29 protein-coding genes and 1 pseudogene are annotated in these 23,269 nt (G+C 53.6%); 21 read left to right on the forward strand and 9 right to left on the reverse strand.

Translation table 11 applies throughout. The annotated features are described in order from the left end of the window. Window positions 1-125: 125 nt before the first annotated feature. Together PAG01S_RS04895 and PAG01S_RS04900 are read right to left on the reverse strand one after the other, a co-directional pair. Window positions 126-467, reverse strand: coding sequence for a hypothetical protein (locus tag PAG01S_RS04895; RefSeq protein WP_010670838.1), 342 nt, complete (start codon window positions 465-467; stop codon window positions 126-128). Continuing rightward, window positions 454-837, reverse strand: a complete 384-nt coding sequence (locus PAG01S_RS04900; RefSeq protein ID WP_010247627.1) for a hypothetical protein — start codon at window positions 835-837, stop codon at window positions 454-456. The genes PAG01S_RS04895 and PAG01S_RS04900 overlap by 14 nt, the downstream gene beginning before the upstream one ends. Before the next feature lie 136 nt (window positions 838-973). Here PAG01S_RS04900 and PAG01S_RS04905 point away from each other — a divergent pair, with 136 nt between their 5' ends. Further along, window positions 974-1,606, forward strand: coding sequence for a helix-turn-helix domain-containing protein (locus tag PAG01S_RS04905; protein ID WP_010670839.1), 633 nt, complete (start codon window positions 974-976; stop codon window positions 1,604-1,606). Window positions 1,607-1,671: 65 nt separating this feature from the next. Here PAG01S_RS04905 and PAG01S_RS04910 read toward each other — a convergent pair whose 3' ends face one another. Continuing rightward, on the reverse strand, window positions 1,672-1,920 hold the full coding sequence (locus PAG01S_RS04910) for a hypothetical protein (protein ID WP_010247633.1): 249 nt from the start codon (window positions 1,918-1,920) through the stop codon (window positions 1,672-1,674). 319 nt (window positions 1,921-2,239) lie between these two features. On the opposite strand from PAG01S_RS04910, the gene PAG01S_RS04915 reads away from it, so the two are divergent. After that, the gene (locus PAG01S_RS04915) at window positions 2,240-2,440 is read left to right on the forward strand and encodes a hypothetical protein (protein WP_010247636.1); all 201 of its coding nucleotides are present in this window, start codon (window positions 2,240-2,242) and stop codon (window positions 2,438-2,440) included. A 532-nt stretch (window positions 2,441-2,972) separates the two neighbouring features. On the opposite strand, the pseudogene PAG01S_RS22565 reads toward PAG01S_RS04915, so the two are convergent. After that, window positions 2,973-3,365 (reverse strand): annotated as a pseudogene (locus PAG01S_RS22565) (glycosyltransferase family 17 protein); the annotation flags it as partial. Window positions 3,366-3,831: 466 nt separating this feature from the next. Here PAG01S_RS22565 and PAG01S_RS04925 point away from each other — a divergent pair. Further along, window positions 3,832-4,188, forward strand: a complete 357-nt coding sequence (locus tag PAG01S_RS04925) for a hypothetical protein (protein ID WP_062757862.1) — start codon at window positions 3,832-3,834, stop codon at window positions 4,186-4,188. Between the two features lie 184 nt (window positions 4,189-4,372). Here the strand turns inward: PAG01S_RS04925 and PAG01S_RS04930 are convergent, their stop codons facing one another. Continuing rightward, window positions 4,373-4,714 (reverse strand): STY1065/STY2022 family phage-derived protein, encoded by a 342-nt coding sequence (locus tag PAG01S_RS04930; RefSeq protein ID WP_062757864.1) that lies wholly within the window; start codon window positions 4,712-4,714, stop codon window positions 4,373-4,375. 223 nt (window positions 4,715-4,937) lie between these two features. Further along, the gene (gene fliE, locus PAG01S_RS04935; RefSeq protein ID WP_003854485.1) at window positions 4,938-5,249 is read right to left on the reverse strand and encodes a flagellar hook-basal body complex protein FliE; all 312 of its coding nucleotides are present in this window, start codon (window positions 5,247-5,249) and stop codon (window positions 4,938-4,940) included. 232 nt (window positions 5,250-5,481) lie between these two features. Here fliE and fliF point away from each other — a divergent pair, with 232 nt between their 5' ends. The 15 genes from fliF to PAG01S_RS05010 all read left to right on the forward strand — a co-directional run bounded on the left by fliF (window position 5,482) and on the right by PAG01S_RS05010 (window position 19,358). Then, window positions 5,482-7,221: a flagellar basal-body MS-ring/collar protein FliF gene (gene fliF / locus PAG01S_RS04940; protein ID WP_010247649.1), complete on the forward strand. Its 1,740-nt coding sequence runs from the start codon at window positions 5,482-5,484 to the stop codon at window positions 7,219-7,221. Then, window positions 7,218-8,210 carry a flagellar motor switch protein FliG gene (fliG, locus tag PAG01S_RS04945; RefSeq protein ID WP_010670853.1) on the forward strand — a complete coding sequence of 331 codons (993 nt, stop codon included), beginning with the start codon at window positions 7,218-7,220 and terminating at the stop codon, window positions 8,208-8,210. The genes fliF and fliG overlap by 4 nt, the downstream gene beginning before the upstream one ends. Next, window positions 8,203-8,898, forward strand: coding sequence for a flagellar assembly protein FliH (gene fliH / locus PAG01S_RS04950; protein WP_010247652.1), 696 nt, complete (start codon window positions 8,203-8,205; stop codon window positions 8,896-8,898). The genes fliG and fliH overlap by 8 nt, the downstream gene beginning before the upstream one ends. Next, window positions 8,898-10,259, forward strand: a complete 1,362-nt coding sequence (fliI, locus tag PAG01S_RS04955; RefSeq protein WP_010247655.1) for a flagellar protein export ATPase FliI — start codon at window positions 8,898-8,900, stop codon at window positions 10,257-10,259. Before fliH ends, fliI begins: the two co-directional genes overlap by 1 nt. Window positions 10,260-10,287: 28 nt before the next feature. Beyond that, the gene (fliJ, locus tag PAG01S_RS04960) at window positions 10,288-10,731 is read left to right on the forward strand and encodes a flagellar export protein FliJ (protein WP_003854478.1); all 444 of its coding nucleotides are present in this window, start codon (window positions 10,288-10,290) and stop codon (window positions 10,729-10,731) included. Next, complete coding sequence (locus PAG01S_RS04965; RefSeq protein ID WP_033758169.1) at window positions 10,728-11,996, forward strand: flagellar hook-length control protein FliK; 1,269 nt, start codon at window positions 10,728-10,730, stop codon at window positions 11,994-11,996. The genes fliJ and PAG01S_RS04965 overlap by 4 nt, the downstream gene beginning before the upstream one ends. Before the next feature lie 127 nt (window positions 11,997-12,123). Next, window positions 12,124-12,612 (forward strand): flagellar basal body-associated protein FliL, encoded by a 489-nt coding sequence (fliL, locus tag PAG01S_RS04970; RefSeq protein ID WP_033778945.1) that lies wholly within the window; start codon window positions 12,124-12,126, stop codon window positions 12,610-12,612. 4 nt (window positions 12,613-12,616) lie between these two features. Then, window positions 12,617-13,624 (forward strand): flagellar motor switch protein FliM, encoded by a 1,008-nt coding sequence (gene fliM, locus PAG01S_RS04975; RefSeq protein WP_003854473.1) that lies wholly within the window; start codon window positions 12,617-12,619, stop codon window positions 13,622-13,624. Continuing rightward, entirely contained in the window at window positions 13,617-14,024 is a 408-nt protein-coding gene (fliN, locus tag PAG01S_RS04980; protein ID WP_010247669.1) for a flagellar motor switch protein FliN, read from the forward strand. The genes fliM and fliN overlap by 8 nt, the downstream gene beginning before the upstream one ends. 11 nt (window positions 14,025-14,035) lie before the next feature. Then, window positions 14,036-14,434 (forward strand): flagellar biosynthetic protein FliO, encoded by a 399-nt coding sequence (gene fliO, locus PAG01S_RS04985; protein WP_010247672.1) that lies wholly within the window; start codon window positions 14,036-14,038, stop codon window positions 14,432-14,434. Next, window positions 14,434-15,165, forward strand: coding sequence for a flagellar type III secretion system pore protein FliP (fliP, locus tag PAG01S_RS04990; protein ID WP_010247675.1), 732 nt, complete (start codon window positions 14,434-14,436; stop codon window positions 15,163-15,165). The genes fliO and fliP overlap by 1 nt, the downstream gene beginning before the upstream one ends. Before the next feature lie 26 nt (window positions 15,166-15,191). After that, on the forward strand, window positions 15,192-15,461 hold the full coding sequence (fliQ, locus tag PAG01S_RS04995; protein WP_003854466.1) for a flagellar biosynthesis protein FliQ: 270 nt from the start codon (window positions 15,192-15,194) through the stop codon (window positions 15,459-15,461). After that, the gene (fliR, locus tag PAG01S_RS05000; protein ID WP_010247683.1) at window positions 15,461-16,246 is read left to right on the forward strand and encodes a flagellar biosynthetic protein FliR; all 786 of its coding nucleotides are present in this window, start codon (window positions 15,461-15,463) and stop codon (window positions 16,244-16,246) included. The genes fliQ and fliR overlap by 1 nt, the downstream gene beginning before the upstream one ends. Window positions 16,247-16,874: 628 nt before the next feature. Beyond that, window positions 16,875-17,510, forward strand: coding sequence for a transcriptional regulator RcsA (rcsA, locus tag PAG01S_RS05005; RefSeq protein WP_010247685.1), 636 nt, complete (start codon window positions 16,875-16,877; stop codon window positions 17,508-17,510). Window positions 17,511-17,651: 141 nt separating this feature from the next. Beyond that, on the forward strand, window positions 17,652-19,358 hold the full coding sequence (locus tag PAG01S_RS05010) for a methyl-accepting chemotaxis protein (protein WP_010670856.1): 1,707 nt from the start codon (window positions 17,652-17,654) through the stop codon (window positions 19,356-19,358). Between the two features lie 108 nt (window positions 19,359-19,466). Here PAG01S_RS05010 and dsrB read toward each other — a convergent pair whose 3' ends face one another. Together dsrB and PAG01S_RS21530 are read right to left on the reverse strand one after the other, a co-directional pair. After that, window positions 19,467-19,661 carry a protein DsrB gene (dsrB, locus tag PAG01S_RS05015; protein WP_062757866.1) on the reverse strand — a complete coding sequence of 65 codons (195 nt, stop codon included), beginning with the start codon at window positions 19,659-19,661 and terminating at the stop codon, window positions 19,467-19,469. Between the two features lie 62 nt (window positions 19,662-19,723). Further along, complete coding sequence (locus PAG01S_RS21530; RefSeq protein WP_010247691.1) at window positions 19,724-19,882, reverse strand: YqaE/Pmp3 family membrane protein; 159 nt, start codon at window positions 19,880-19,882, stop codon at window positions 19,724-19,726. A gap of 316 nt (window positions 19,883-20,198) precedes the next feature. Between PAG01S_RS21530 and PAG01S_RS05020 the strand changes: the two genes are divergently transcribed. From PAG01S_RS05020 to PAG01S_RS05030, 3 genes are all read left to right on the forward strand, one after another. Then, window positions 20,199-20,432 carry a DUF2525 domain-containing protein gene (locus PAG01S_RS05020; protein WP_010247694.1) on the forward strand — a complete coding sequence of 78 codons (234 nt, stop codon included), beginning with the start codon at window positions 20,199-20,201 and terminating at the stop codon, window positions 20,430-20,432. A gap of 352 nt (window positions 20,433-20,784) precedes the next feature. Beyond that, window positions 20,785-21,576: a mannosyl-3-phosphoglycerate phosphatase-related protein gene (locus PAG01S_RS05025; RefSeq protein WP_061901350.1), complete on the forward strand. Its 792-nt coding sequence runs from the start codon at window positions 20,785-20,787 to the stop codon at window positions 21,574-21,576. 30 nt (window positions 21,577-21,606) lie between these two features. Further along, window positions 21,607-22,827, forward strand: a complete 1,221-nt coding sequence (locus tag PAG01S_RS05030; RefSeq protein WP_010247700.1) for a glycosyltransferase family protein — start codon at window positions 21,607-21,609, stop codon at window positions 22,825-22,827. Window positions 22,828-22,912: 85 nt separating this feature from the next. Here PAG01S_RS05030 and PAG01S_RS05035 read toward each other — a convergent pair whose 3' ends face one another. Next, a complete protein-coding gene (locus PAG01S_RS05035) occupies window positions 22,913-23,092 on the reverse strand; it encodes a YodC family protein (RefSeq protein WP_062757869.1) in 180 nt (59 codons plus the stop codon). Window positions 23,093-23,269 lie beyond the last annotated feature (177 nt).

Here is a 23,269-nt window from a genome sequence, read left to right on the forward strand (position 1 = left end):
CAAAGTGAGTAGGCTTAGCGGTTCATCAACCGGCCAATCAGCGGGCCTGCATTCAGGTACAAAATGTTGCCCGGATATTTAAAACTAGTCGATAATAGCGAAGCCGCATTAAGAATAATCGGAAGTTATGGTTTATGACCGGATTTCACGGCTGGCACCTCACTCTCAGTGACGACCTCTTTGACTTTTATGACCGTTTTGTCGGCTATGCGATCCGGTATTGCATCCAGCTTATGCTGTATTGCTGCAACCTGATCGGTCAGCAGCTCCACTCTGTCATCACGCCGCGCCGCAATTAAGCGGTAATCCGCCCGAATCTCCTCGACACGCTTGTTTGCGGTGTTACTGACGTAGAGAAAAATGATCGTCATCAGGATGCAAATCATCGAACAGCTCAGCAATACGCAGCCGAGGATAACTTTGCGCCGGTAAGACATAGGTGCCTTAGTGCTATTAATCGTGGCCATCACTGCGATCCTCCAGAGTTGAGATAAGCCGATCAATCTCATTACGAAATTTATCGTTCTGATCGGTTTCGGTCATTGCCAGTAAAATCCCTACCGCATTCTTGATTAACCGAAGATCGGTTTCGAGTGTCGAGATACGCCGCAGATTCCTGTCGTGCCGTTCGCGTAATTCATCGTTCTCCTCCCGTATCAGCAGGTTGCTCTCTTTCAGCAACACCACCTGCTCTTTGTAGCTGGTAATAATTTCGCCGCCGGCTCGATTACTGGTTACGATTGACGCAATTCCCGCCAATAACGGTTTCCAGAACAGTGCTGCTGCCCCCCCACCCAGAACTAACGCACCCATACTGGTAATCAGACTACTTTCCATGCCACACCCCTTTGTACGGTAAGGTCTCTGGAACTTACTGCGTGCTGCTTAGCCACGTCCCCCGCATGAAATTTAAGATTGCTTAAATACCAGGCTTAAGTATACTTAAGTCACTCTCAACCAAAAAGTCAAGCTTATGAAAAACGAAACGCTGGGTGACCGCATCCGACTCCGACGTAAATCGCTGCAGTTAACGCAGAAGCAATTGGCGCAACAGGTAAAAGTGTCCCATGTGGCGATTTCGCAATGGGAAAAAGAGGAGACGCTGCCGCGCGGTGAGAACCTGCTGCGGCTCGCCGAAGCGCTGGGCTGCGCACCGGCTTTTCTGATAGATGGGGATGGTCCTGTTTTCAGCGAAAGCGCCTGGAGTGGTCTGCACCAGATCCCACTGCTTGCACAGCGCGACGTGCCGCGATGGCTGAGCGAGGCCGGTTCCGTCCGGCATGAACTGCTGATGCACAACGACATGGCGCTTTCACAGCAGAGCTTTGCCTTCCGGGTGGAAGAACAGGCGATGACGCCCGCGATTCTGCGGAATGATGTGGTGATCATCGATCCCACGCAGTCACCTCAGCCCGGCGACTGCGTGCTGGCATTGCAGCAACAGGTCGTGCTGCTACGCACCTGGCGTCAGCGCGGCAGTGATAATGGCGTCATGCAGTTTGAACTGGCACCGGTCAATATCAACTTCCCTGAGCTGCAATCCAGCCGGGACAGCCTGAAGCTGATTGGTACGCTGGTGGAACTGCGACGCTACCGCCAGCCATAAAAAAACCCGCCGTGCGCGGGTTCACTTTTCATCGTACAACAGTGGCTGAGTTTATAACCGGACAGTTACAGGGCATCGGTCAGTTGATCTACTACCACTTTGCCCTGCAGATCGGTCTGCATAATGCGATAATTGACGGGCCATGAGCGGCGGGTACTGAGTTTATCGAACAGGGTTACGCCGCCTTTTTTAACTCCCTGGCTATTTACAATAATCCATTCGGTGACCTCTTCCTGACCACGATTTTTCAGGCTCAGCGAGCGTTGTTCGATTAACTGATCTTCAGCTTCAATCTTTAAATAGTCTCTTAACATAATTTCTATCTCCTGGTAACGCAGGCCACTATATGCCTTTTGCTAATCCGTTCAATCGAATTTATTTATCGATCTTTTTATCCACGGGAATGTGACCTGCCGCAAGCGACATGACAGGTTTGTCCATTACTGCATCAGGGATTCCCGGTTAGCATGAACCTGCTGTACACACCCAAACATCGAAAAATGACGTGTTCAGTATGAGAGAAACTCCGATTAGCCCGCCGCTGGCGGGCTTTTTTTTCTTCATTAATCCGCTGCGCATGCGGGATGTCAGTGCTGGTCTAAACTTAAGAGACTGGAATAAAAGGAGAGAGTTATGTTTAAGCACAATACGAATGAAGAACGTAAGAAAGAAGGTGATGTCAGCAAAAGCCTGCCGGAAGCCGCGCCAAACGCTGGTAATGCTTACGAGGAAGATGATCATCCTGCCACTGATGCGCCGAAAGATCATGGCGAAGTGCCGCGCAAAAATGATGACAGCCAGGATGACAAAAAAGATCCTTACAAGGCAAGCTGATGTGCGAGAGGCGCGCCCGCTGGGCGCGCTGGTCAGCGTTAAGATTTAATGAGATCGGCAAGCTGGTACTGATTTTCAACCAGCCAGCTGGAAAATGTTCGGATGTTACCGGCACTATCTCCATCCTTCGCGGACGATTCCAGATATCAATATTGTTCTCAACGCAGCGCCGTATGTGATCCGGATTATTAAATTCGGGACAGTTACGTTCGGTATGAGAAATCGAAGACATTTTTTCACTGATGCGCTCATCGCTCATTACCCAGGAAAAATGCCACCCTGCGTTCTTAATGGTTTTCGTCCGGAAATTTAGCCACTTCCAGCGCAACCAGTTCTCGCGTATCGGTGTTCCACGACGCTTAACATTGCGAAGCAATTCCGGTTGCCCCATAAAAAAGTCTCGCAGCGTTTTACAGGTCACCATTTTCGCCAGGGTGGCACAGCGCGGTGTGCCGTCGTCATTTAAAACCCGGACATTAAATTTAAAATTGAAATATTGCTGATGCAGCGTCGTGCAAAGATGCTGATGACTGAATGCTTTTATCGCCTCGGGTCGGGGAATTTCATCGACGTCTGACACAATAACAATATCATCATCCTGCGCGCCGGCCAGCCCCTGCATAATCTGATTACGTGCAGTGGCTTCATTTTCCCAGGGATCTGTCTCACCCGCATTAACCACAGAACTATTCGATTTAAAGGCTTCCTGATAAAATCTGGGCGCAATATCGTTAACAATATAAATAATTTTATCGCGGAAACGATCGAACTTCTCAATATCAAAATGAAGCTTTTCCCGGCGTTTTCCGGTAAAGGTATAGCGCGATTCCACAATGACAAACCGATCAACAACATGCTCAAGCGTGTTCAGACGCATCTCAAGCAAGATATCTTCATCGTAGTACAAAAAACAGTCATAAATCATAATATTCAGAGGCACTTAAGTAGTAAGGATTTTCATCAGGACACCTCAACATGCGTAACACAACAGAGGTATAACGCCTTTTACTGGGTCGTTTTTTAGTGAACCTGATGTGTGTGTAATGTACTGCGTAAAACTATCCATGTTTATAATAAACTGGCTAACAAAGGCTGCAGGCAATGATTTTCGGGCATCCACCTCAAAGCAGACTAACGATATGATGAGCAACCATTCAGAGTGATATTTACCTGACATTCACCTGACAACGGTTAACACCAGCAGACAGCATGAGTCACCTGATGCGGGCTACTGAGTTCCTGTCCGTTGCTTACATCATAATGCGTTGCGCAGAATGTTACATATAGTCCGTAACGCCAGCAATATTAAGCGCAGATTTTTGATTAAAATGAGCGATACGATCAATATCCGGATATTATTGGTCAACAAAATAACTATGATGGTTTAGTTAATGAAGAAGATCATTATTGCCCTGAGCATAAGTCTGATGGGCGGATGCGTAGATATGGGACGGGTTGGATTACATCCAACAACAAAAACCGCTTATTTCGACGGTCATCCTTTTCAGGTTGAATCCTGCCTTAGCGTAGCGGCACAGGATCAAAGACTCTATCTGGAGCAGGATGAACCTCTGCCGGATGGCACGAAGCGATATAATCTTGAGCAGGATGATGAAACCGTGGCCTGGGTTGAAATTGCCAAGTTCAGCCCTCATCAGACCAGTGCGACATTTTACTATGCTCCAAAAGCATCAGATATCAGCACAGCAGTTTCAGGGATGATCGCGCGGTGCAAAACATTGAGTTAGAGGCATCGTCGCCATGTGCGTGATGCAGGATGCCGGATGGATGATCAGGAGATGACATAAGTTGTCAGGCCAGCCAGAACGCAAGCGCTTGCCTGACAATCTTTCGCACTCTTCTACTCAAAGGCTTTTATCACGCCCGCTTCAGGGCTATGCCATGTTCAGGAGTGGGCAGTCGAAGGTCAGCCTATTTAGCCGGTTCGCAATCATAGGCACCTCGTATGCGGATCTGACTCTGGCTGGTGCGGACGATTTCAGCTCTTAATAGCCCTTTGCCCTCACGGTTCGTCAGCTCCATATCCACCATCCCCGGCGCTTTGCTGTTTTTCACCAGCAGTTTGACGGTCGCGTTGTCGTAATCGCCCTTCTCTTTCGCAAAGGTGACTTTCTGCGTTTTTGCGCGTTCTCCATTCACCGAGAACCAGCCGCTCTTGTCAGGTTTAAGATAGAACGGCCCGCACTGCGTGGTAGCAAAGGCTGGAAGAGATAAGCTGATTAACGATGCGATAAGGATAAGTTTTTTTAGCATTGGGCTGGCGTCCTGCTGATAGGTGATGAGGGGTCGGGTCGTCTGCACCGAAGAGTGAGTTCCCTGCTGCACGGCTCGTAATAAAGAGCAGTATAGTCAATGACACCTGTATTATCGCCAGTACAGGGTCATAGACTCAGCAAAGGGATCGGCCTTGATGCTGGCAACCCACTACCCTAATCCACTTCCACGCAGGCGTGCCTTGTTCAGCGGAATCAGCTCACTAAACCTGCATATTCATAATTTCGCTATACGCCGACACCAGCTTGTTCCTGACCTGAATACCCATCTGCATTGAGATCGACGATTTCTGCAGATCGACCATCACATCATTAAGCGCGATACCGGGTTTCCCCATCTCAAAATCCTGCGCCTGGGTGCGGGCGGTGGTCTGCGTCTCGCTGATCTTATCCAGCGCCGCTTTCATAGTCGCACCGAAATCGATCTGATTAGGGGCTTCACTGCTGCGGTTGCTGGCCTGCAGTGAGGTCGCCTGAAGCTGCTGCAGTACGCCGTCTATTGCCTGAATGGACATGAACGATACCTTATAAAGGAGGATGATATTTTTGATGTGAGCAAAAGTTAGCACGTTGTCAATGAGACAAAGCCGCTAAATGACATCAAAAACCCTACCTTATCCAGCCATCGAATTTTCCTTATCACCTAATAATGCCTGGCATTGAAGTGGAAATTTTATCTACGCAGGTCAGGGAGTCTGTTTTGCCATCTCAACTTACCCGGTCAATTACGTCAGGCAGGAATCGGTCATGAATGCGAGTACAGCCGCCACAACAGAACAAGAAAAGAAAGGCTTCGGTGACCTGCTCGCTCGCCTGCGCGCAAATCCGCGTATTCCTTTAATCGTCGCTGCCGCCGCCGTTGTGGCGATAGTGATCGCGATGGTGCTCTGGGCGAAGCAGCCCAGCTATAGCGTCCTTTATAACAACCTTACAGATGAAGATGGCGGTGCCATCGTCACGCAGCTGACGCAGATGAACATCCCTTATCGCTTCGCCGAAAATGGCGGCGCGCTGATGGTGCCGGAAGCGAACGTGCATGAGCTGCGTCTGCGTCTGGCTCAGCAGGGTCTGCCGAAAGGCGGCTCGGTGGGTTTTGAGCTGCTGGATAAAGAGAAGTTCGGTATCAGCCAGTTCAGCGAGCAGGTTAACTACCAGCGCGCGCTGGAAGGTGAACTGGCTCGTACCATCGAATCACTCGGCCCGGTTAAAAGCGCCCGTGTTCATCTGGCGATGCCAAAACCCACCTTATTTGTGCGTGAGCAGAAAGCGCCATCCGCCTCTGTCACCTTAACCCTGCAGCCTGGCCGTGCGCTGGATGAAGGCCAGATTCAGGCCATCGCCCACATGGTCTCAAGCAGCGTCGCCGGTTTACCGCCGGGCAACGTCACCGTGGTCGATCAGACCGGTCGCCTGCTGACCCGCTCTGATTCCGCCGGTCGCGACCTGAATGATGCACAGCTTAAGTATGCCTCTGAAGTTGAAGCACGCTACCAGCAACGTATCGAAGCGATCCTGAATCCGATTCTCGGTCAGGGCAATGTGCATGCGCAGGTTACCGCGCAGATTAACTTCGACACCGCCGAGCAAACCGACGAGAAATATCAGCCTAACGCTAACCCGTCGAACTCAGCGATTCGTTCGCGTCAGACCAGCACCAGCGACCAGTCAGGCAGCCCTTATCCGGGCGGCGTGCCGGGCGCGCTCTCTAACCAGCCTGCGCCAGCTAACACTGCGCCGGTGACGACGCCGAACAACAATGCCGCCAATGGCCAGAACGCCAATGGTCAGAATGCTAACGGTCAGAACAACGCGGCGAATAACGCTAACCAGACCACCAGCACCGCAGCGGCCAGTGCCGGACCGACCAACTCGCGTCGTGACGACACGGTGAACTACGAGCTGGATCGCACCATTCGTCATACCAAGGTCAACGTTGGTGACGTACAGCGCCTGTCGGTGGCGGTCGTGGTGAACTTCCGTGCAGATGATAAAGGCAAAGCGGTTGCGCTGAACGAACAGCAGCTGAAGCAGATTGAAGATCTGACCCGCGAAGCGATGGGCTACTCCCAGAACCGTGGCGACAGCATCAACGTGGTGAACTCGCAGTTCAACACTACTGAACCAGTGACCACCGATCTGCCCTTCTGGCAACAGCAGTCGTTCTTTGATCAGCTGATGAATGCCGGTAAGTGGCTGTTGATTGCTCTGGTAGCCTTCATCCTCTACCGCAAACTGGTTCGTCCGCATCTGGTTCGCAAGCAGGCCGCAGAGAAAGCCGCCGCGGAAGCCGTTGCTGCCCGTGCGACTGAGCAGCCGGAAGAAGAAGCCTTTAATGTGCAGCTCAGCAAAGATGAGCTGGATCAGGAACGTAAGTCTAACAACCGCATGAGCGCAGAAGTGATGAGTCAACGCATCCGCGACATGTCAGAAAACGATCCGCGCGTTGTAGCGCTGGTAATTCGCGAATGGATGAGTAAAGAGCTATGAGTCTGACCGGAACCGAAAAAAGCGCCATCCTGATGATGACCATTGGCGAAGAGCGCGCCGCGGAAGTTTTCAAACACCTGAACCAGCGTGAGGTCCAGCACCTGAGCGGCGCGATGGCCAACATGCGTCAGGTGTCGCATAAACAGCTGACTGAAGTGTTGCGTGAGTTCGAAGCGGATGCTGAGCAGTTCGCGGCGCTGAGCCTGAACTCCAACGAATACCTGCGTTCGGTGCTGACCCGGGCACTGGGCGAAGAGCGCGCCTCCAGCCTGCTGGAGGACATTCTCGAAACGCGCGACACCACCAGCGGCATGGAAACGCTCAACTTTATGGAGCCGCAGGCTGCTGCCGACCTTATTCGCGACGAGCATCCACAGATCATCGCCACCATCCTGGTCCACCTCAAGCGTGCCCAGGCCGCCGATATTGTGGCGCTGTTCGACGAACGTCTGCGTCACGACGTGATGCTGCGTATCGCCACTTTCGGTGGTGTCCAGCCAGCCGCGCTGGCCGAACTGACAGAAGTACTGAACGGCCTGCTGGATGGCACCAACCTCAAGCGTGCGAAGATGGGCGGCGTGAGAACCGCAGCCGAGATCATCAACCTGATGAAAACGCAGCAGGAAGAGGCGGTTATCGAAGCCGTACGCGACTTCGATGGCGAACTGGCGCAGAAAATTATCGACGAGATGTTCCTGTTCGAAAACCTGGTGGCAGTGGACGACCGCAGCATCCAGCGTCTGTTGCAGGAAGTGGAGTCCGAGCAGTTGCTGGTTGCACTGAAAGGTGCCGAACAGCCACTGCGCGAGAAGTTCCTCAAAAACATGTCAGCCCGTGCGGCGGATATCCTGCGCGACGATCTGGCCAACCGTGGCCCGGTGCGTATGTCCGCAGTAGAAAACGAACAGAAAGCGATCCTGCTGGTGGTACGCCGCCTGGCCGAGTCAGGCGAGATGGTGATTGGTGGTGGCGAGGAAACTTATGTCTGATGCATTTTCTGCGCGCCCCTGGCAGCTGTGGCAGCCCACGGATTTAGGCCGTTTCGATGAGCCTGCTGAACCGGAGCTGCAGCCAGAAATTTACGAAGCTGAAGATGGCGTTGATGAGCAGCAACAGCAGCTCGAACGCCTGCAGCAGCAGATGCGTAAAGAGGCACAGGGTCAGGGTTACAACGAAGGCTATCAGCAGGGTGTGACCGAAGGCCAGAAAGCCGGTTACGACGCTGGTTTTCAGCAGGGTCTGGCCGATGCCCAGCAGCAGCAGGCGCCACTTCAGGCGCGTATGCAGCAGCTGGTAACCGAGTTCCAGAACACGCTGGAATCGCTGGACAGCGTGATTGCGGCGCGTCTGATGCAGCTGGCGCTGGAAGCGGCACGTTCGGTGATTGGTCAGGCGACCACGGTGGATGGCACCGCCCTGCTGCGCCAGATTCAGGGTTTACTGCAGCAGGAACCGATGTTCAGCGGCAAACCGCAACTGCGCGTTCACCCGGATGACTTACAACGCATTGAGCAGACCCTGGGTCCGACGCTGGATCTGCACGGCTGGCGGCTGATCGCTGACAGCACCCTGCATCCTGGCGGCTGTAAACTCAGCGCAGAAGATGGTGACCTGGATGCCAGCGTCGCGACGCGCTGGCAGGAACTCTGCCGTCTTGCCGCACCGGGAGAATTGTAATGACCACTCGTCTGAATCGCTGGCTCGGCTCGCTCGATGCCTTTGAGAAACGCATCGCCCAGGTGCAGCCGGTGCGCCGTTATGGCCGCCTGACTCGCGCCACCGGCCTGGTGCTGGAAGCGACCGGCTTACAGCTGCCGCTGGGTGCGACCTGCGTAATCGAACGCAACGATGGCAAAACCATCAGTGAAATTGAAAGCGAAGTGGTGGGATTCAACGGTCAGAAGCTGCTGATGATGCCACTGGAAGAAGTAGACGGCATTTTACCGGGTGCGCGGGTCTATGCGCGCCAGAACGGAGAGAACCCGCAGGCAGGCAAACAGATGATGCTGGGGCCGGAACTGCTGGGCCGCGTACTCGATGGCAGCGGGCGACCGCTGGACGGCCTGCCGTCTCCGGATACCGGCTATCGCGCGCCGCTGAACACCCCGCCGTTTAACCCGCTGCAGCGTACGCCGATCACCGACGTGCTGGATACCGGCGTGCGGGCGATCAACGCCCTGCTGACGGTCGGTCGCGGGCAGCGTATGGGCCTGTTCGCCGGTTCGGGTGTGGGTAAAAGCGTGCTGCTTGGCATGATGGCGCGTTACACCAAAGCGGACGTTATCGTGGTCGGTCTGATTGGCGAACGTGGCCGCGAAGTAAAAGATTTTATCGAGAACATTCTCGGCGCTGAAGGCCGCGCCCGTTCGGTAGTGATCGCCGCCCCGGCCGATGTTTCGCCGCTGCTGCGTATGCAGGGTGCCGCTTACGCCACGCGTATCGCAGAAGATTTTCGCGACCGCGGCCAGCATGTGTTGCTGATTATGGATTCCCTGACCCGCTACGCTATGGCGCAGCGTGAGATCGCGCTGGCGATTGGTGAGCCGCCGGCCACCAAAGGCTATCCGCCTTCCGTATTCGCCAAACTGCCTGCCCTGGTTGAGCGTGCCGGTAACGGCATCGACGGCGGCGGCTCGATCACCGCCTTCTATACCGTCCTGACCGAAGGCGACGATCAGCAGGACCCGATCGCCGACTCCGCGCGCGCCATTCTCGACGGCCACATTGTGCTGTCGCGTCGGCTGGGCGAAGCGGGTCACTATCCGGCCATTGATATAGAAGCCTCGATCAGCCGTGCGATGACCTCGCTGATCGATGAGAACCACTATGCGCGAGTGCGCCAGTTTAAGCAGTTGCTCTCCAGCTTCCAGCGTAACCGCGATCTGGTCAGCGTCGGTGCTTATGCCGCGGGCAGTGATCCGATGCTTGATAAAGCGATCACGCTCTATCCGCAGATGGAAGCCTTCCTGCAACAGGGCATCTTTGAGCGCAGTGATTACGACGACGCCAGCCTGCATCTGCATGCGCTGTTTGGCTAGTCACACGAATTAACGCGAGGTAACGGCAATGAAAACTGCAAATGCCATCGATACGCTGCGCGACTTAGCGGAGCAGGATCTCGAACGCGCTGCCATCTATTTAGGCGATATGCGTCGCGGCCAGCATGCCGCGAACGAGCAGCTGACGATGCTGCTCGACTATCAGGACGAATATCGCAACAAGCTCAACGATGACATGTCGTCGGGCATCGCCAGCACCCGCTGGACCAACTATCACCAGTTTATTCAGACGCTGGAAAAAGCGATTGAGCAGCACCGCAACCAGCTTAATAACTGGAATCAGCGGCTGGAACAGGCGCTGATCAACTGGCGTGACAAACAGCAACGGCTGAACGCCTATCAGACGCTGATTACGCGCGCAGCGGAAAATGCATTACGACAGGAAAACCGTCTCGATCAGAAACGGATGGACGAATTTGCCCAACGGGCCGCATCGAGGAGAGGTGAATGATTACGCTGCCAAACATTGCTATGAAAGCGACGGTAAAAACCGACGCAGAACCCTCAGTCTCAACTGACCTTGCTGCGGGTGCCGATGCCCTGCCGCAGGACTTTCTGACCGCACTGGGAAACCAGTTACTCGGCCTGGCTAAACAGCAGGGAAAAGCGGCGCAATCCGCTGACGTCAAAGCAGAAATTGCCGATGACGCCCGCCCGAAAGCCCCGCTGAATGCCCTGATGGCAGCACTGGAAAATCCTGCTGCGCTGACCGCTCTGTTTAAGCCGGAAAATATTAAAGGTGGGTCAAAATCAGCCGATGATAAAGACAAGCCGGACGTTGCACCCTTAAGCGCCAGCGATATGCAGAATATGCAGGCGCTGTTCGCCATGTTACCGGGTGTAGCGGCTGTTACAGCCACCACGTCGACCCCGGTCAGCAGTGAAGCGGGCGAGATGATCGCCCAGACCGATACCGGTCGGAAAAGCCAGAGCTCGCTGATGCAACTGCTGAACAGCGCGCAGCAGAGCCACGCACCGGGCGAAGATGAAAAGTCTGACGCCAGAAGCGACGTACAGAGCAAACCTGCCGTCACCACTGCCGCCAGCCAGAGTAACAACACGGCGCAGAGTGCGACCAGTAGCGGCCTGACGCTCGACAGCAGTTTCCAGCAGGCGCTGAGCAACATGGTTAAGCAGGATGATCAGGCTGCGATTAAAGCCAGCGCCAGCGATAACGCGGTCAACGCTACGCCAATCGCCACCGCCAGCAGCCTGCCCGCGCCGGTGACCGCCTCCGCGACCACCAGCACACCGTCAACGCCGATGCTGAACTCACAGCTGGGCAGCGACGAGTGGCAGCAGGCGCTGAGTCAGCAGATTGTGATGTTCAGTCGCAACGGCCAGCAGAACGCGGAATTGCGTTTACATCCGGAAGACCTTGGCGCTATCCAGATCAGCCTGAAACTGGATAACGACCAGGCACAAATTAATCTGGTTTCCAGCCATAGCCACGTCAGAGCAGCACTGGAAGCCGCGATACCGCAGCTGCGCAGCGCGCTGGCAGAGAGCGGTATCAACCTGGGCGAGAGTCAGGTGAGCAGTGACAGTTCCGCGCAGGGTCAGCAATTCCAGCAGCAGCAGGAGGCGCGCCGCGATGGACAACATGGCCGCTTCTCCCTCACCCAGGACAGTGACACCGACATTACGCCGATCGCCGTTCCCGCCGCCCTTCAGGCTCGCGTTAGCGGCAACAGCGCCGTCGACACTTTCGCCTGACAGCGGCAAACGCTGAAGGTAAGCGTAAAACCCGCGTCTTTTCTACCCATTGGTTTGACTTAAGACGCGGATAATCTGTCTCGTGAGCCGAGAGGCTTGCCCATAATTCACAGGAAGTAACTGCACCATGTCTGATAACGCGAAAGCAAAAAAAGGCAGCAAACGTAAACTCTTAATACCAGTGCTGCTCATTTTGACGCTGGCCGCTTGCAGCGTGGCAGGCTATGCAGTCTGGCGAATGATGAATAAACATGAGGGCGATAAGCCTGAGGTGGCGAAAGTTGAACCGCCTCCCGCTCCGGTCTTTTTTGCACTTGATACATTTACGGTTAACCTGGTCAATCCCGACAACGATCCCGACCGCGTGCTTTACGTAGGCTTTACCCTGCGTCTGGCCGATGAGGATACCCGGCGTCGGATGAATGACTATCTGCCTGAGGTGCGCAGCCGTTTGCTGCTGCTGCTCTCGCGTCAGAGCGCTGCGGCGCTGGCGACAGAGCAAGGAAAGCAGGCGCTTGTTGAACAAGTCAAACAGGCGCTGACACCCCCGCTGGTAAAAGGTCAACCTCCGCAGGCTGTAAACGATGTGCTGTTTACTGCCTTCATTTTGAGGTGAATCAATGGGCGATAGCATTCTCTCCCAGGCTGAAATTGACGCCCTTTTAAACGGCGACAGCGGCAGTGCGGAAGAAGAAAAGAAACAAAACGGACCGGAAGGCGATATTCGTCCTTACGATCCGAACACCCAGCGCCGTGTGGTTCGCGAGCGTTTGCAGGCGCTGGAGATTATTAATGAGCGTTTTGCCCGTAGTTTCCGTATGGCGCTGTTTAACCTGCTGCGCCGTAGCCCGGATATCAGCGTCGGGGCGATCAAGATTCAGCCGTATCACGAGTTTGCCCGCAATCTGCCGGTGCCAACCAACCTGAACCTGATCCACCTGAAGCCGCTGCGCGGCACCGCGCTGGTGGTGTTCTCACCGAGCCTGGTGTTTATCGCTGTCGACAACCTGTTTGGTGGCGACGGACGTTTTCCGACCAAAGTCGAAGGCCGTGAGTTTACCCATACCGAGCAGCGCGTTATTCGCCGCATGCTGAAGCTGGCGCTGGATGGTTACAGCGACGCATGGAAGGCCATTTATCCACTGGACGTCGAGTATGTACGTTCAGAGATGCAGGTAAAGTTCACCAACATCACCACTTCACCGAACGACATCGTGGTTAACACGCCGTTCCAGGTGGAGATTGGTAACCTGGTGGGTGAGTTTAATATCTGTATCCCGTTTTCAATGATTGAACCGCTGCGCGAGCTGCTGGTGAATCCACCGCTCGAAAACTCACGTCAGGAAGATAACCACTGGCGCGACAACCTGGTCAAACAGGTGCAGCACTCTGAGCTGGAACTGATCGCGCACTTTGCCGAAACCTCACTGCGTCTGTCACGGATTTTGCAGTTGAAACCCGGTGATGTGCTGCCGATTGAGAAGCCGGAACGCATTATCGCCCATGTCGATAGCGTCCCGGTCTTAACCAGCCAATATGGCACGATGAATGGTCAGTACGCGCTCCGTGTCGAACACCTGATTAACCCGATTTTGAATTCGCTGAACGAGGAACAGCCCCATGACTGACAGTAATAAACCGTCTGACGATATCTCTGCGGACGATCTGTGGGCTGAAGCGATGAATGAGCAGGTCGGCAGCGGCAGTGCGCCGCAGACCGACGAAGTCTTTAAATCATTCGACAGCGGCAACGTCGCTGGATCGCTGCAGGATATCGATCTGATTATGGATATCCCGGTGAAACTCACCGTGGAACTGGGTCGCACCAAAATGACCATCAAAGAGCTGCTGCGTCTGGCGCAGGGTTCAGTGGTGGCACTGGATGGCCTGGCGGGTGAGCCGCTGGATATCCTGATCAACGGTTATCTGATTGCTCAGGGTGAAGTGGTGGTGGTGAACGACAAATATGGCGTGCGCATCACTGACATCATCACCCCATCTGAACGTATGCGTCGTCTGAGTCGCTAAAGAGTTACATTATGAATAGCCAGAATCAAACGCTGCAACCGGCTGCACCGCACGCTCAGGCGATCTCGACCGGCTCCATGCTGGCCCAGGTCAGCAGCGTGTTAGCAGTGATTATCTTATTGATTCTGGCCTGCGCCTGGCTGGCACGCCGTGTCGGCTTCGCGCCGAAAAAGGTCAGCGGCCAGGAGCTTAAACTCACAGCCAGCGTTTCAGTGGGCCAGCGCGAGCGGGTGGTGATTGTCGATACCGCTGATGCGCGTCTGGTGCTGGGCGTCACCGCACAGCAGATTACCCATCTGCATACTTTGCCGCCGGGTGAACCGGTCTCTGTGACGCCGGTTAACAGTGCGCCACAGGATTTTCGTCAGCTGTTACAGAACCTGGTTAAACGTCCCGGAAAACCACAATGATGCGTCGACTGCTTCCTTTATTGCCACTGTTGTTACTGGCACCGGTTGCCCATGCCCAGCTGCCGGGTCTGGTGAGTCACTCGCTGCCGAATGGCGGTCAGAGCTGGTCACTGCCGGTACAGACGCTGGTCTTTATCACTGCGCTGACCTTTATTCCGGCCGTGCTGCTGATGATGACCAGCTTCACCCGTATCATCATTGTGTTTGGTTTGCTGCGTAACGCCCTGGGCACGCCCTCTGCGCCGCCTAACCAGGTGCTGCTCGGACTGTCGCTGTTTCTGACCTTCTTTATTATGGCGCCGACCTTCGACAAAATTTATCAGGATGCTTATCTGCCGTTCAGCCAGGACAAGATCAGCATGGAAGTGGCGATTGATAAAGGTGCCCAGCCGCTGCGCGAGTTTATGCTGCGTCAGACCCGTGAAGCGGATTTAGCCCTGTTTGCCCGTCTGGCGAATACCGCCCCGATTGCCGGTCCTGAAGCGGTGCCAATGCGTATTCTGCTGCCAGCCTATGTTACCAGCGAGCTGAAGACGGCTTTCCAGATTGGATTTACCGTCTTTATCCCGTTCCTGATCATCGACCTGGTGGTTGCCAGCGTGCTGATGGCGCTGGGGATGATGATGGTCCCGCCAGCGTCCATCGCGCTGCCGTTTAAACTGATGCTGTTTGTTCTGGTCGATGGCTGGCAACTGCTGGTCGGTTCACTGGCGCAAAGCTTCTACTCCTGATCCCCCTTTTCTTACCGGAGCAACACATGACACCCGAATCAGTAATGGTAATGGGACAGGAAGCGATGCGCGTCGCCCTGATGCTGGCCGCCCCGCTGCTGCTGGCCGCACTGGTCAGCGGTTTGCTGATCAGCCTGATCCAGGCCGCGACTCAGGTCAACGAACAGACCTTATCCTTTATTCCTAAGATTCTGGCGGTTGCCACCACCGGTATCATTGCCGGCCCGTGGATGCTGAATCTGCTGCTGGACTATATCCGCACCGTCTTTACCAACCTGCCTTACATCATCGGCTGATGATTACTCTCGACAGCAGCCAGCTGGTTCAATGGGTCAGCCAGTTCTTCTGGCCTCTGGTGCGCATCATGGCGCTATTCGCCACCGCACCGATCCTCAATGAACGATCCGTCAGCAAACGTGTCAAAATCGGTCTGGCGGTAATGATCACCTGGCTGCTGATGCCGCTGTTACCTGCGGTCAATGTCACCCTGTTTTCCCCTGAGGGCTTCCTGCTACTGATTCAGCAGATGCTGATTGGTATTGCACTCGGCTTCACCATGCAGTTCGCTTTTGCTGCCGTGCGCCTTGCCGGGGAAGTGATTGGTTTACAGATGGGCATCTCGTTCGCCACCTTTTTCGATCCTGGCAGCCGTCTTAACATGCCGGTGCTGGCCCGTTTTCTCGACATGCTGGCGATGTTGCTGTTCCTGACCTTTAACGGACACCTGTGGCTGATCTCGCTGCTGGCGGACAGTTTTCATACGCTGCCGATTGGCGGTCAGCCGCTAAATGCCAATGCGTTTATGGCGCTGGTGAAATCTGGCGGATTAATTTTCCTTAATGGCATGATGTTAGCGCTGCCCTTAATCGTTTTGTTACTCATGGTAAATCTGGTACTGGGTTTGTTAAACCGTGTTTCACCACAGTTATCAATCTTCGCAATTGGCTTCCCGATTACCTTATCAGTCGGAATTTTAACCATCAGCTTGCTGATGCCTCTGCTAGCCCCGTTCTGTGAGCATTTGTTCGGTGAAGTATTTGATTTACTCGCCGTGTTCCTGACAGAACTATCCCGTCCCTGAACATTAAGTTTCTAACTATCTTTGCATAACGATACTTAAGTAGCGCAAAACCATCCGTGCATTTTCCGAACCATGTTTTCCAGAATGCAACTAAGGAAATTCTGATAAACGTGCGGAGAGTCTGAAAATAATTCTTATTAAACCGGGCTTCGCGTATTTTAGTGGGGTGGTTCACAGGAGCGGTCAGACTGTGAATGTGCAGGCAAAATCGACAAGACACTGAATTTACAAGAAAAAAATCTTTAAGTGATTTTTCTTGTTAAAAAATGTTTTTTCCGGCATTGTCATCGCACGCTGAGACATCACACTTTCGTAAAACAAATGTTTTTGAGAATTGTCCTATCAGAAAACTCCGCGTTTTCAAGGATAGTGACCTGGCTCCCAAAAAAATGAGTCTTACTTAACCTCCGACATTTCACTGGCACTCCCCGCCATGGCCGGAGAATATGTGACGTCATGGCAGCACAAATTTTTTGCAGAACGGGTCAGGGATGAAGACTTTTACGGGCGTTTGCCTGTTGCCAAACTGCACGAGCAGAATAAAAAAGTACCTAAGAAATCTCTCTCGTACCGCAACGCGTATTCATCGTTGATTTAAACGGATAACAAATTGGTGAGGGTCGCTATTATGCCAACTATTATTATGGATTCCTGCAACTACACACGCCTGGGATTATCAGACTACATGTCTTTAAAAGGAGTTAAGAAGAAGAATATCTCTTCTGTCTCCGATATTGAGCAACTACAGCAAAAATGTGAGCAATTAAACCCTGGTGTCGTCTTTATTAATGAAGATTGCTTCATTCATGAATCTGATTCCAGTGAACGTATCCGCAGCATTATTACGCAGCATCCTGATACGCTGTTCTTTATATTCATGGCGATTAGCAATATCCATTTTGAGGAATATCTCTACGTTCGTAAGAACCTGATTATTACATCAAAATCGATGAAGACATCGACCCTGGATTCCTTACTCAGCACCTATTTGCAGAAGAAGCTTAACCAGTCTGCGCGTATCTCTTCGGGCATGGATGTACATCCATTAACGCTGAGCCAGACTGAGTCAAACATGCTGAAGATGTGGATGTCAGGTCATGATACCATCCAGATCTCAGATAAAATGCAAATTAAGGCCAAAACGGTATCGTCACACAAAGGTAATATTAAACGCAAAATCAAAACCCATAATAAGCAGGTTATTTATCATGTGGTGCGTTTAACGGATAATGTGACTTCAGGTATTTACGTTAATATCCGCTGATCATAACATCTGAAGAACCGGCCTCTCTGGCCGGTTTTTTTTTGCCCGGAATTGCGATCCAGGTCTCACTCTTACTGCTAAGCCTTTACGCTCTTTTGCCGATGTTATGCCTTATAACAACAGCCTCAAGAGAGCAAGGATATGAACACTGCACGAGATAATAATGGACAGAAAAGCGCAGGCATCTGGCAGAATCTCCGCCTGGTGCCGCTGTTTAGCCTGATCTTCGGCGGCATTTTGCTGCTGTTCGCACTCTGTATTGGTGTCGCCAGTTACTTTCTGATTTCCGGCAATCACTCCCTCGATGATGCCACGGACGAAATTCAGGTTCGTATGGGCCTCTCTAACAGTTCAAACCATCTGCGTACTGCGCGCCTGACCATTATTCAGGCCGGTGCCGCCGCGCGTATTGGTGAAATGGACGAGTTTCGCGCCAATATTGCTGCCGCCGAAAAACGGATCCAGCAGGCAAAAGCTGGCTTCGCGATTTATCAGGCTCGTGAAGTTAAGACGCCCGCGGATATGGAACTGGATGCCACGCTGCAGGCTCGCTTCAACGATTACATTACCAAAGGCCTGATACCGATGATTGAATCCGGTAAACAGGGCAGCTTTGAGGGCATCATCGCTCAGGAGACCGATGTAACCCGCAAGCTGGATGACGACTATAACGCGGTGTTGCTGAAGGCGATCAAGATCCGAACTGATCGCGCCAATGCCATTACCGCCCAGGCCGATCAACAGTCGCGCATCGGCTTTATCTCCATGGCCGTAGCATTCAGTGCCGCCCTGGTGCTGGTGCTGTTGACCTTTGTCTTCCTGCGCCGCGTGGTGATTAGTCCGCTGCGCCAGTCGGTGCTGCGTATCGAACGCATTGCGCAGGGTGATCTGACCTCCGCTCCCCTGCCCCATGGCCGCAGCGAGATTGGTACGCTCATCCATAACCTGCAACTGATGCAGCAGGCGCTGGTAACCACCGTTGGTACGGTGCGTGAAGGCGCCGTCGCGATTTATCAGGGCTCCAGCGAAATTTCAGCCGGCAACACCGATCTCTCTTCACGCACCGAGCAGCAGGCTGCGGCACTGGAGCAGACCGCAGCCAGCATGGAACAGCTTACCGCTACGGTGAAGCAGAACGCCGAGAATGCGCATCACGCCAGCCAGCTGGCCGCGGATGCCTCGGGCAAAGCGCGCAGCGGTGGCGAGCTGGTGAGCAGCGTCGTGAAAACCATGACCAATATTTCCGGCAGCTCGAAAAAAATCGCTGAGATCACCAACGTCATTAACAGTATTGCGTTTCAGACCAACATCCTGGCGCTGAATGCGGCGGTAGAAGCGGCGCGTGCCGGTGAGCAGGGTCGTGGCTTTGCGGTGGTGGCCAGCGAAGTGCGTAATCTGGCCCAGCGCAGTGCGCAGGCGGCGAAAGAGATTGAATCGCTGATTGCTGAGTCCGTCACGCTGATCAATGACGGTTCGCATCAGGTTGGCGCAGCCGGTAGCACCATGGGTGAGATTGTCGAAGCCGTACGACGCGTTACCGATATTATGTCGGAGATCGCGGCGGCGTCAGACGAGCAGAGCCGTGGTATTCAGCAGGTGAGCCAGGCGGTCACCGAAATGGATAACGTCACCCAGCAGAACGCCTCGCTGGTGGAAGAAGCCTCCGCCGCAGCGGCCTCGCTGGAAGATCAGGCGGGTAAACTGACGCAGGCGGTCGCGGCATTCCGCCTGCAGGACACGCCTGCAACCACAGGTGTGGCTGCACGCGTCTCTTCACCGTTAAAGACACCGGCTCTGGCACCCCGTCCGGCGCTGGCAGGCGGCAGCGATAACTGGGAAACCTTCTGAGGTTATAGCGGTTAACCGTCAGCGGCTGATGTCCGCCGCGTAATCTCCGACAGCAAAAAGCCGCCTTTCCGGTAAACGGAAAGGCGGCTTTTTTATTGCGCGTCAGGCTCAGGCTTCGTGGTAAGGCTCCACGAAAATCCCATCCGGCTGCTGCGTCTCGTTAAAAAACCAGATGCCCAGCGGATAATCTTCCAGCGCCACCAGGAACATGGTGCCTTCATTAAACGGCTCCATAGCCAGAATGGTGCCAACACGACGCGGGCCGCCATCGGTTTTGACGCTGACGCGGTCATTTACCTTCATTTCGGTTCTCCAGATTATTGACTGAGTACAGTCTAAACGAAGAACCGTGGCGATGCAGCGCGTTAGCGGCGGGCAATGACCCAGACGGCATGGATGATACCGGGGATATAACCACAGAGTGTCAGCAGGATATTCAGCCAGAAGGCGCCGCCAAAACCAACCTGCATAAACACGCCCAGTGGTGGCAGCAGAATAGCGATAATAATTCGTAAGATGTCCATAACCATTCCTTTAGGTATTGATAAAAATCAGCTTTATCGCTAACTATAGCTGATTCTGCTCTGTTTAGTCGAAAAGTCAGGTAAATCTGAGTAAGGAGAAACTTTTGCAATTCCTTAACATTTCACCGCAAGACTTCTTACGCGTCAGACCTTTAAACTCTTCTCACTGCACCACCCCATAGGTGCAGCCAACCTGAAAGTAACAAGGATTTTGCCCGCGCAGCGCGGGCTTTTTTTTTGCCTGCGATCTCTCCGCTCCCGCCTTTCTGCCCTGCGTTCTATACTCATTACTCTGTTTGCTCTCAGGAGTCAGAAAATGACAGACGAAAAACAGCACGGCGATGCTCAGCCATCCGATCTGCAGATTGATGTCGAAGGTTTACTGGCGGCAATTCAGGCCAGAACGTCGGGAGAGGTACGAGAGTATATGGAGCAGGATCAGACGCCACGGCTGGAAGTAGAAGGCCGGGTTTTCCACTCCTATAGCGAACTGGCGGAGGCGTTTGAAATTGATATTTGTGATTATCGCGCCTATGAAGCGAACCGCTGAAATCGATTTCAAAAAAAACCCGGCGGGAAGGCCGGGTAAAAAATCAATTCGTTACACCAGGGAATTCTTAACACCTCTGCAGATTACCCTTTCCCGACTCCGAAACAAGCATCAGATATGCACGTTTCTGCAACCGATCGGGTAATTATGGAGCGACAGTTACCAAAAACACCGCGCCCGCCAGTGACTTAGCCCTGCACACTTCTTGCATACCCACTTTTACTGCGGTTTCGTTTTAAGAATTATCCTGGATTTCCAGCCAGCGTGGCAGGAAAAAAAGTGTGAGCCATATTCAACTATAATATTGAAAAATCGCCGCTTTAGCCGCGAATGTGATGAAAGGAGCCTGTAAATGCCCGATCTCCACCAGCCGTTAATGATAATTACCGATCTGGATGGTTCGTTACTCGACCATCATACCTATCGCTGGGATGCGGCCACCGAATGGCTTACCACGCTAAAGCAGTACGCTGTTCCGCTGGTGATCTGTTCCAGTAAAACGGCAGCCGAGATTATTCCGCTGCAAAAAAGGCTTGGCATCAGCGGTTCACCGTTTATTGCTGAAAACGGTGCCGTGGTGCAAACGCATGATCAGCAGCGTATTCGCCTGCCCGATAACACCCTGACCTATGACGCTATCTGCCAGCGGCTGGCTGCCTTGAAAACAGCGTACCGTTTTACCGGCTTTCATGATTTCTCTGATCCGGAAGTGGCCGCAATGACCGGCCTGAGTGAGGCGGATGCAGAACTGTCGCGTCAGCGCGATGCGTCAGAAGTGATTGTCTGGCGCGACAGTGACGAGGCGTTTGACCAGTTCCATGACGCACTGCGTGCAGAGGGCCTGGCGCTGACCCAGGGCGGGCGTTTCTGGCATGTGATGCCTGCGGGCAGCGGCAAAGGCGAAGCCCTGCGCTGGCTGCTGGCGCATTCACCCGGTGAGGCACGCGTGACCATCGGACTGGGTGACGGCCCTAACGATGCGCCGATGCTGGATGCGGTTGATTATGCGGTCGTAATTAAGGGCTACAGTAAAACACCGGTGACACTCAGCCGATCCGATCAGCAGCAGATCTATCACACAGCTCACCATGGCCCTGAGGGCTGGCGTGAAGGACTGGACTATTTTTTGACTCAACCTCAATGAGCTGCCCACGGGCATTAAAAGGATGATGCGATGAGTGACTTTTATCAGAATGGCGTAATCACCAACTTTCACAACCTCACCCACCGTAGCGTGGAGTCGCTGGAAAAAGAGATGGTACGCTTTGCCCGCAAACGCAAAATGGGGCTGATCCTGCCATCGCTGTTTTCCGAACTTGAAGGCCCGGCGCTGACGAAAATCGTCGATGAGCTGGCTAAAGTGCCCTATCTGGATGAAATTGTGATTGGGCTGGATCGCGCCGACCGCGACCAGTTCCTGTTTGCCCGCGAGTTTTTCTCCCGTCTGCCGCAACGGCATCGCATTCTGTGGAACGATGGCCCGCGTCTGAAGGCGATTGATGCCGAGCTGGATAAAGAGGGTTTATCACCCACTAATCCCGGCAAAGGTCGCAACGTCTGGTTCTGCACCGGCTATACGCTCGCGTCAGACCGTACCAGCTGTGTGGCTCTGCATGACTGCGATATCGTCACCTATGAGCGCGGAATGCTGGCACGCCTGCTCTACCCGGTGGCGAACCCGGCATTTCAGTATGAGTTCTGTAAGGGGTTTTATGCGCGCGTCGCGGATGGCAAGCTTAATGGCCGCGTGGGACGTCTGCTGGTGGGTCCGCTGCTGCGATCGCTGCAGAAAGTTTATGGCCATTCAGAATATCTGGAATATCTGTCGAGCTTCCGCTATCCGCTCTCCGGGGAGTTCGCCATGCGGACGCATGTGCTGAACGGGATTAAAATCCCCGGCGACTGGGGGCTGGAGATTGGCGTGCTGTCGGAGATTTACCGTAACTACACCACCCGCCAGTCGTGCCAGGTTGAGATCGCCGATAACTACGATCACAAGCATCAGCCGCTGGCTGAAGATGATGGCACCGGCGGCCTGAAGCGCATGAGCAGCGATATCGTCCAGTCACTGCTGCGTAAGCTCGCCACCATGGGTGTGCCGCTGACCAGCGACTCGTTCCGGGTGCTGAAAGCAACCTATTATCGTAATGCGCTGGATATGATGGAGACCTATAACCACGAGGCGGCGATGAACGGGCTGAAGTTTGATCAGCATGTGGAAGAGGCAGCGGTAGAGATGTTTACCCAGTCGATTCTGGAAGCGGGTCAGGCGTTTATTGAGCGTCCTAACGATAAGCCGTTTATACCAAGCTGGAGTCGCGTCCAGTCAGCCTTCCCGGATGTGCTGCAGCGAATCTATCAGGCGGTTGAAGAAGATAACGACGGTAACGTCTGAAAACAGGGCGGCACAGGGAGCGTGCCGGGCCAGAAAAAGCAGAAACCGGGCCTGGCGGGTCGCAGAACCCACAGGCCTGATGCTGTCAGCCCGCCAGTTGCTGCGCGGGATTCAGAGCGCAGAGCTCATCGCTGCGAAAGGCTTCGCTGCGCACGGCATAGCCGTAGTACCAGCGGCACTCCACCATGCCACTCGCGTAGCCGGTCACCACCATCGTCTGCCCTTCTTCCTTATGCTGCACTTCTTCACTGATTGCGAAAACCATGATGCGCTCCTTTTATTAACCTGAGTGTTATTAACCTGAGTGATTATTTTCTTTATAGCAGGCGAATAACGTTCCTGCCTGTTAAGGCACGCAAAAAAAGGGCAAATTAGGAATTAATCAGCTGGATATGCGGAAAATAAAAAAAGCGGATAAAAAAACTTATCCGCTTTGATGAAG

Origin of the sequence: Pantoea agglomerans NBRC 102470 (assembly GCF_001598475.1) — a bacterium.
Classification (GTDB): Bacteria; Pseudomonadota; Gammaproteobacteria; order Enterobacterales; family Enterobacteriaceae; genus Pantoea; species Pantoea agglomerans.

Bases quoted from the DNA above. Each gene is read 5' to 3' on its own strand.
- PAG01S_RS04895 (WP_010670838.1), bottom strand. From the start codon at position 467: ATGGCCACGATTAATAGCACTAAGGCACCTATGTCTTACCGGCGCAAA.
- PAG01S_RS04900 (WP_010247627.1), bottom strand. From the start codon at position 837: ATGGAAAGTAGTCTGATTACCAGTATGGGTGCGTTAGTTCTGGGTGGG.
- PAG01S_RS04905 (WP_010670839.1), top strand. From the start codon at position 974: ATGAAAAACGAAACGCTGGGTGACCGCATCCGACTCCGACGTAAATCG.
- PAG01S_RS04910 (WP_010247633.1), bottom strand. From the start codon at position 1,920: ATGTTAAGAGACTATTTAAAGATTGAAGCTGAAGATCAGTTAATCGAA.
- PAG01S_RS04915 (WP_010247636.1), top strand. From the start codon at position 2,240: ATGTTTAAGCACAATACGAATGAAGAACGTAAGAAAGAAGGTGATGTC.
- PAG01S_RS04925 (WP_062757862.1), top strand. From the start codon at position 3,832: ATGAAGAAGATCATTATTGCCCTGAGCATAAGTCTGATGGGCGGATGC.
- PAG01S_RS04930 (WP_062757864.1), bottom strand. From the start codon at position 4,714: ATGCTAAAAAAACTTATCCTTATCGCATCGTTAATCAGCTTATCTCTT.
- fliE (WP_003854485.1), bottom strand. From the start codon at position 5,249: ATGTCCATTCAGGCAATAGACGGCGTACTGCAGCAGCTTCAGGCGACC.
- fliF (WP_010247649.1), top strand. From the start codon at position 5,482: ATGAATGCGAGTACAGCCGCCACAACAGAACAAGAAAAGAAAGGCTTC.
- fliG (WP_010670853.1), top strand. From the start codon at position 7,218: ATGAGTCTGACCGGAACCGAAAAAAGCGCCATCCTGATGATGACCATT.
- fliH (WP_010247652.1), top strand. From the start codon at position 8,203: ATGTCTGATGCATTTTCTGCGCGCCCCTGGCAGCTGTGGCAGCCCACG.
- fliI (WP_010247655.1), top strand. From the start codon at position 8,898: ATGACCACTCGTCTGAATCGCTGGCTCGGCTCGCTCGATGCCTTTGAG.
- fliJ (WP_003854478.1), top strand. From the start codon at position 10,288: ATGAAAACTGCAAATGCCATCGATACGCTGCGCGACTTAGCGGAGCAG.
- PAG01S_RS04965 (WP_033758169.1), top strand. From the start codon at position 10,728: ATGATTACGCTGCCAAACATTGCTATGAAAGCGACGGTAAAAACCGAC.
- fliL (WP_033778945.1), top strand. From the start codon at position 12,124: ATGTCTGATAACGCGAAAGCAAAAAAAGGCAGCAAACGTAAACTCTTA.
- fliM (WP_003854473.1), top strand. From the start codon at position 12,617: ATGGGCGATAGCATTCTCTCCCAGGCTGAAATTGACGCCCTTTTAAAC.
- fliN (WP_010247669.1), top strand. From the start codon at position 13,617: ATGACTGACAGTAATAAACCGTCTGACGATATCTCTGCGGACGATCTG.
- fliO (WP_010247672.1), top strand. From the start codon at position 14,036: ATGAATAGCCAGAATCAAACGCTGCAACCGGCTGCACCGCACGCTCAG.
- fliP (WP_010247675.1), top strand. From the start codon at position 14,434: ATGCGTCGACTGCTTCCTTTATTGCCACTGTTGTTACTGGCACCGGTT.
- fliQ (WP_003854466.1), top strand. From the start codon at position 15,192: ATGACACCCGAATCAGTAATGGTAATGGGACAGGAAGCGATGCGCGTC.
- fliR (WP_010247683.1), top strand. From the start codon at position 15,461: ATGATTACTCTCGACAGCAGCCAGCTGGTTCAATGGGTCAGCCAGTTC.
- rcsA (WP_010247685.1), top strand. From the start codon at position 16,875: ATGCCAACTATTATTATGGATTCCTGCAACTACACACGCCTGGGATTA.
- PAG01S_RS05010 (WP_010670856.1), top strand. From the start codon at position 17,652: ATGAACACTGCACGAGATAATAATGGACAGAAAAGCGCAGGCATCTGG.
- dsrB (WP_062757866.1), bottom strand. From the start codon at position 19,661: ATGAAGGTAAATGACCGCGTCAGCGTCAAAACCGATGGCGGCCCGCGT.
- PAG01S_RS21530 (WP_010247691.1), bottom strand. From the start codon at position 19,882: ATGGACATCTTACGAATTATTATCGCTATTCTGCTGCCACCACTGGGC.
- PAG01S_RS05020 (WP_010247694.1), top strand. From the start codon at position 20,199: ATGACAGACGAAAAACAGCACGGCGATGCTCAGCCATCCGATCTGCAG.
- PAG01S_RS05025 (WP_061901350.1), top strand. From the start codon at position 20,785: ATGCCCGATCTCCACCAGCCGTTAATGATAATTACCGATCTGGATGGT.
- PAG01S_RS05030 (WP_010247700.1), top strand. From the start codon at position 21,607: ATGAGTGACTTTTATCAGAATGGCGTAATCACCAACTTTCACAACCTC.
- PAG01S_RS05035 (WP_062757869.1), bottom strand. From the start codon at position 23,092: ATGGTTTTCGCAATCAGTGAAGAAGTGCAGCATAAGGAAGAAGGGCAG.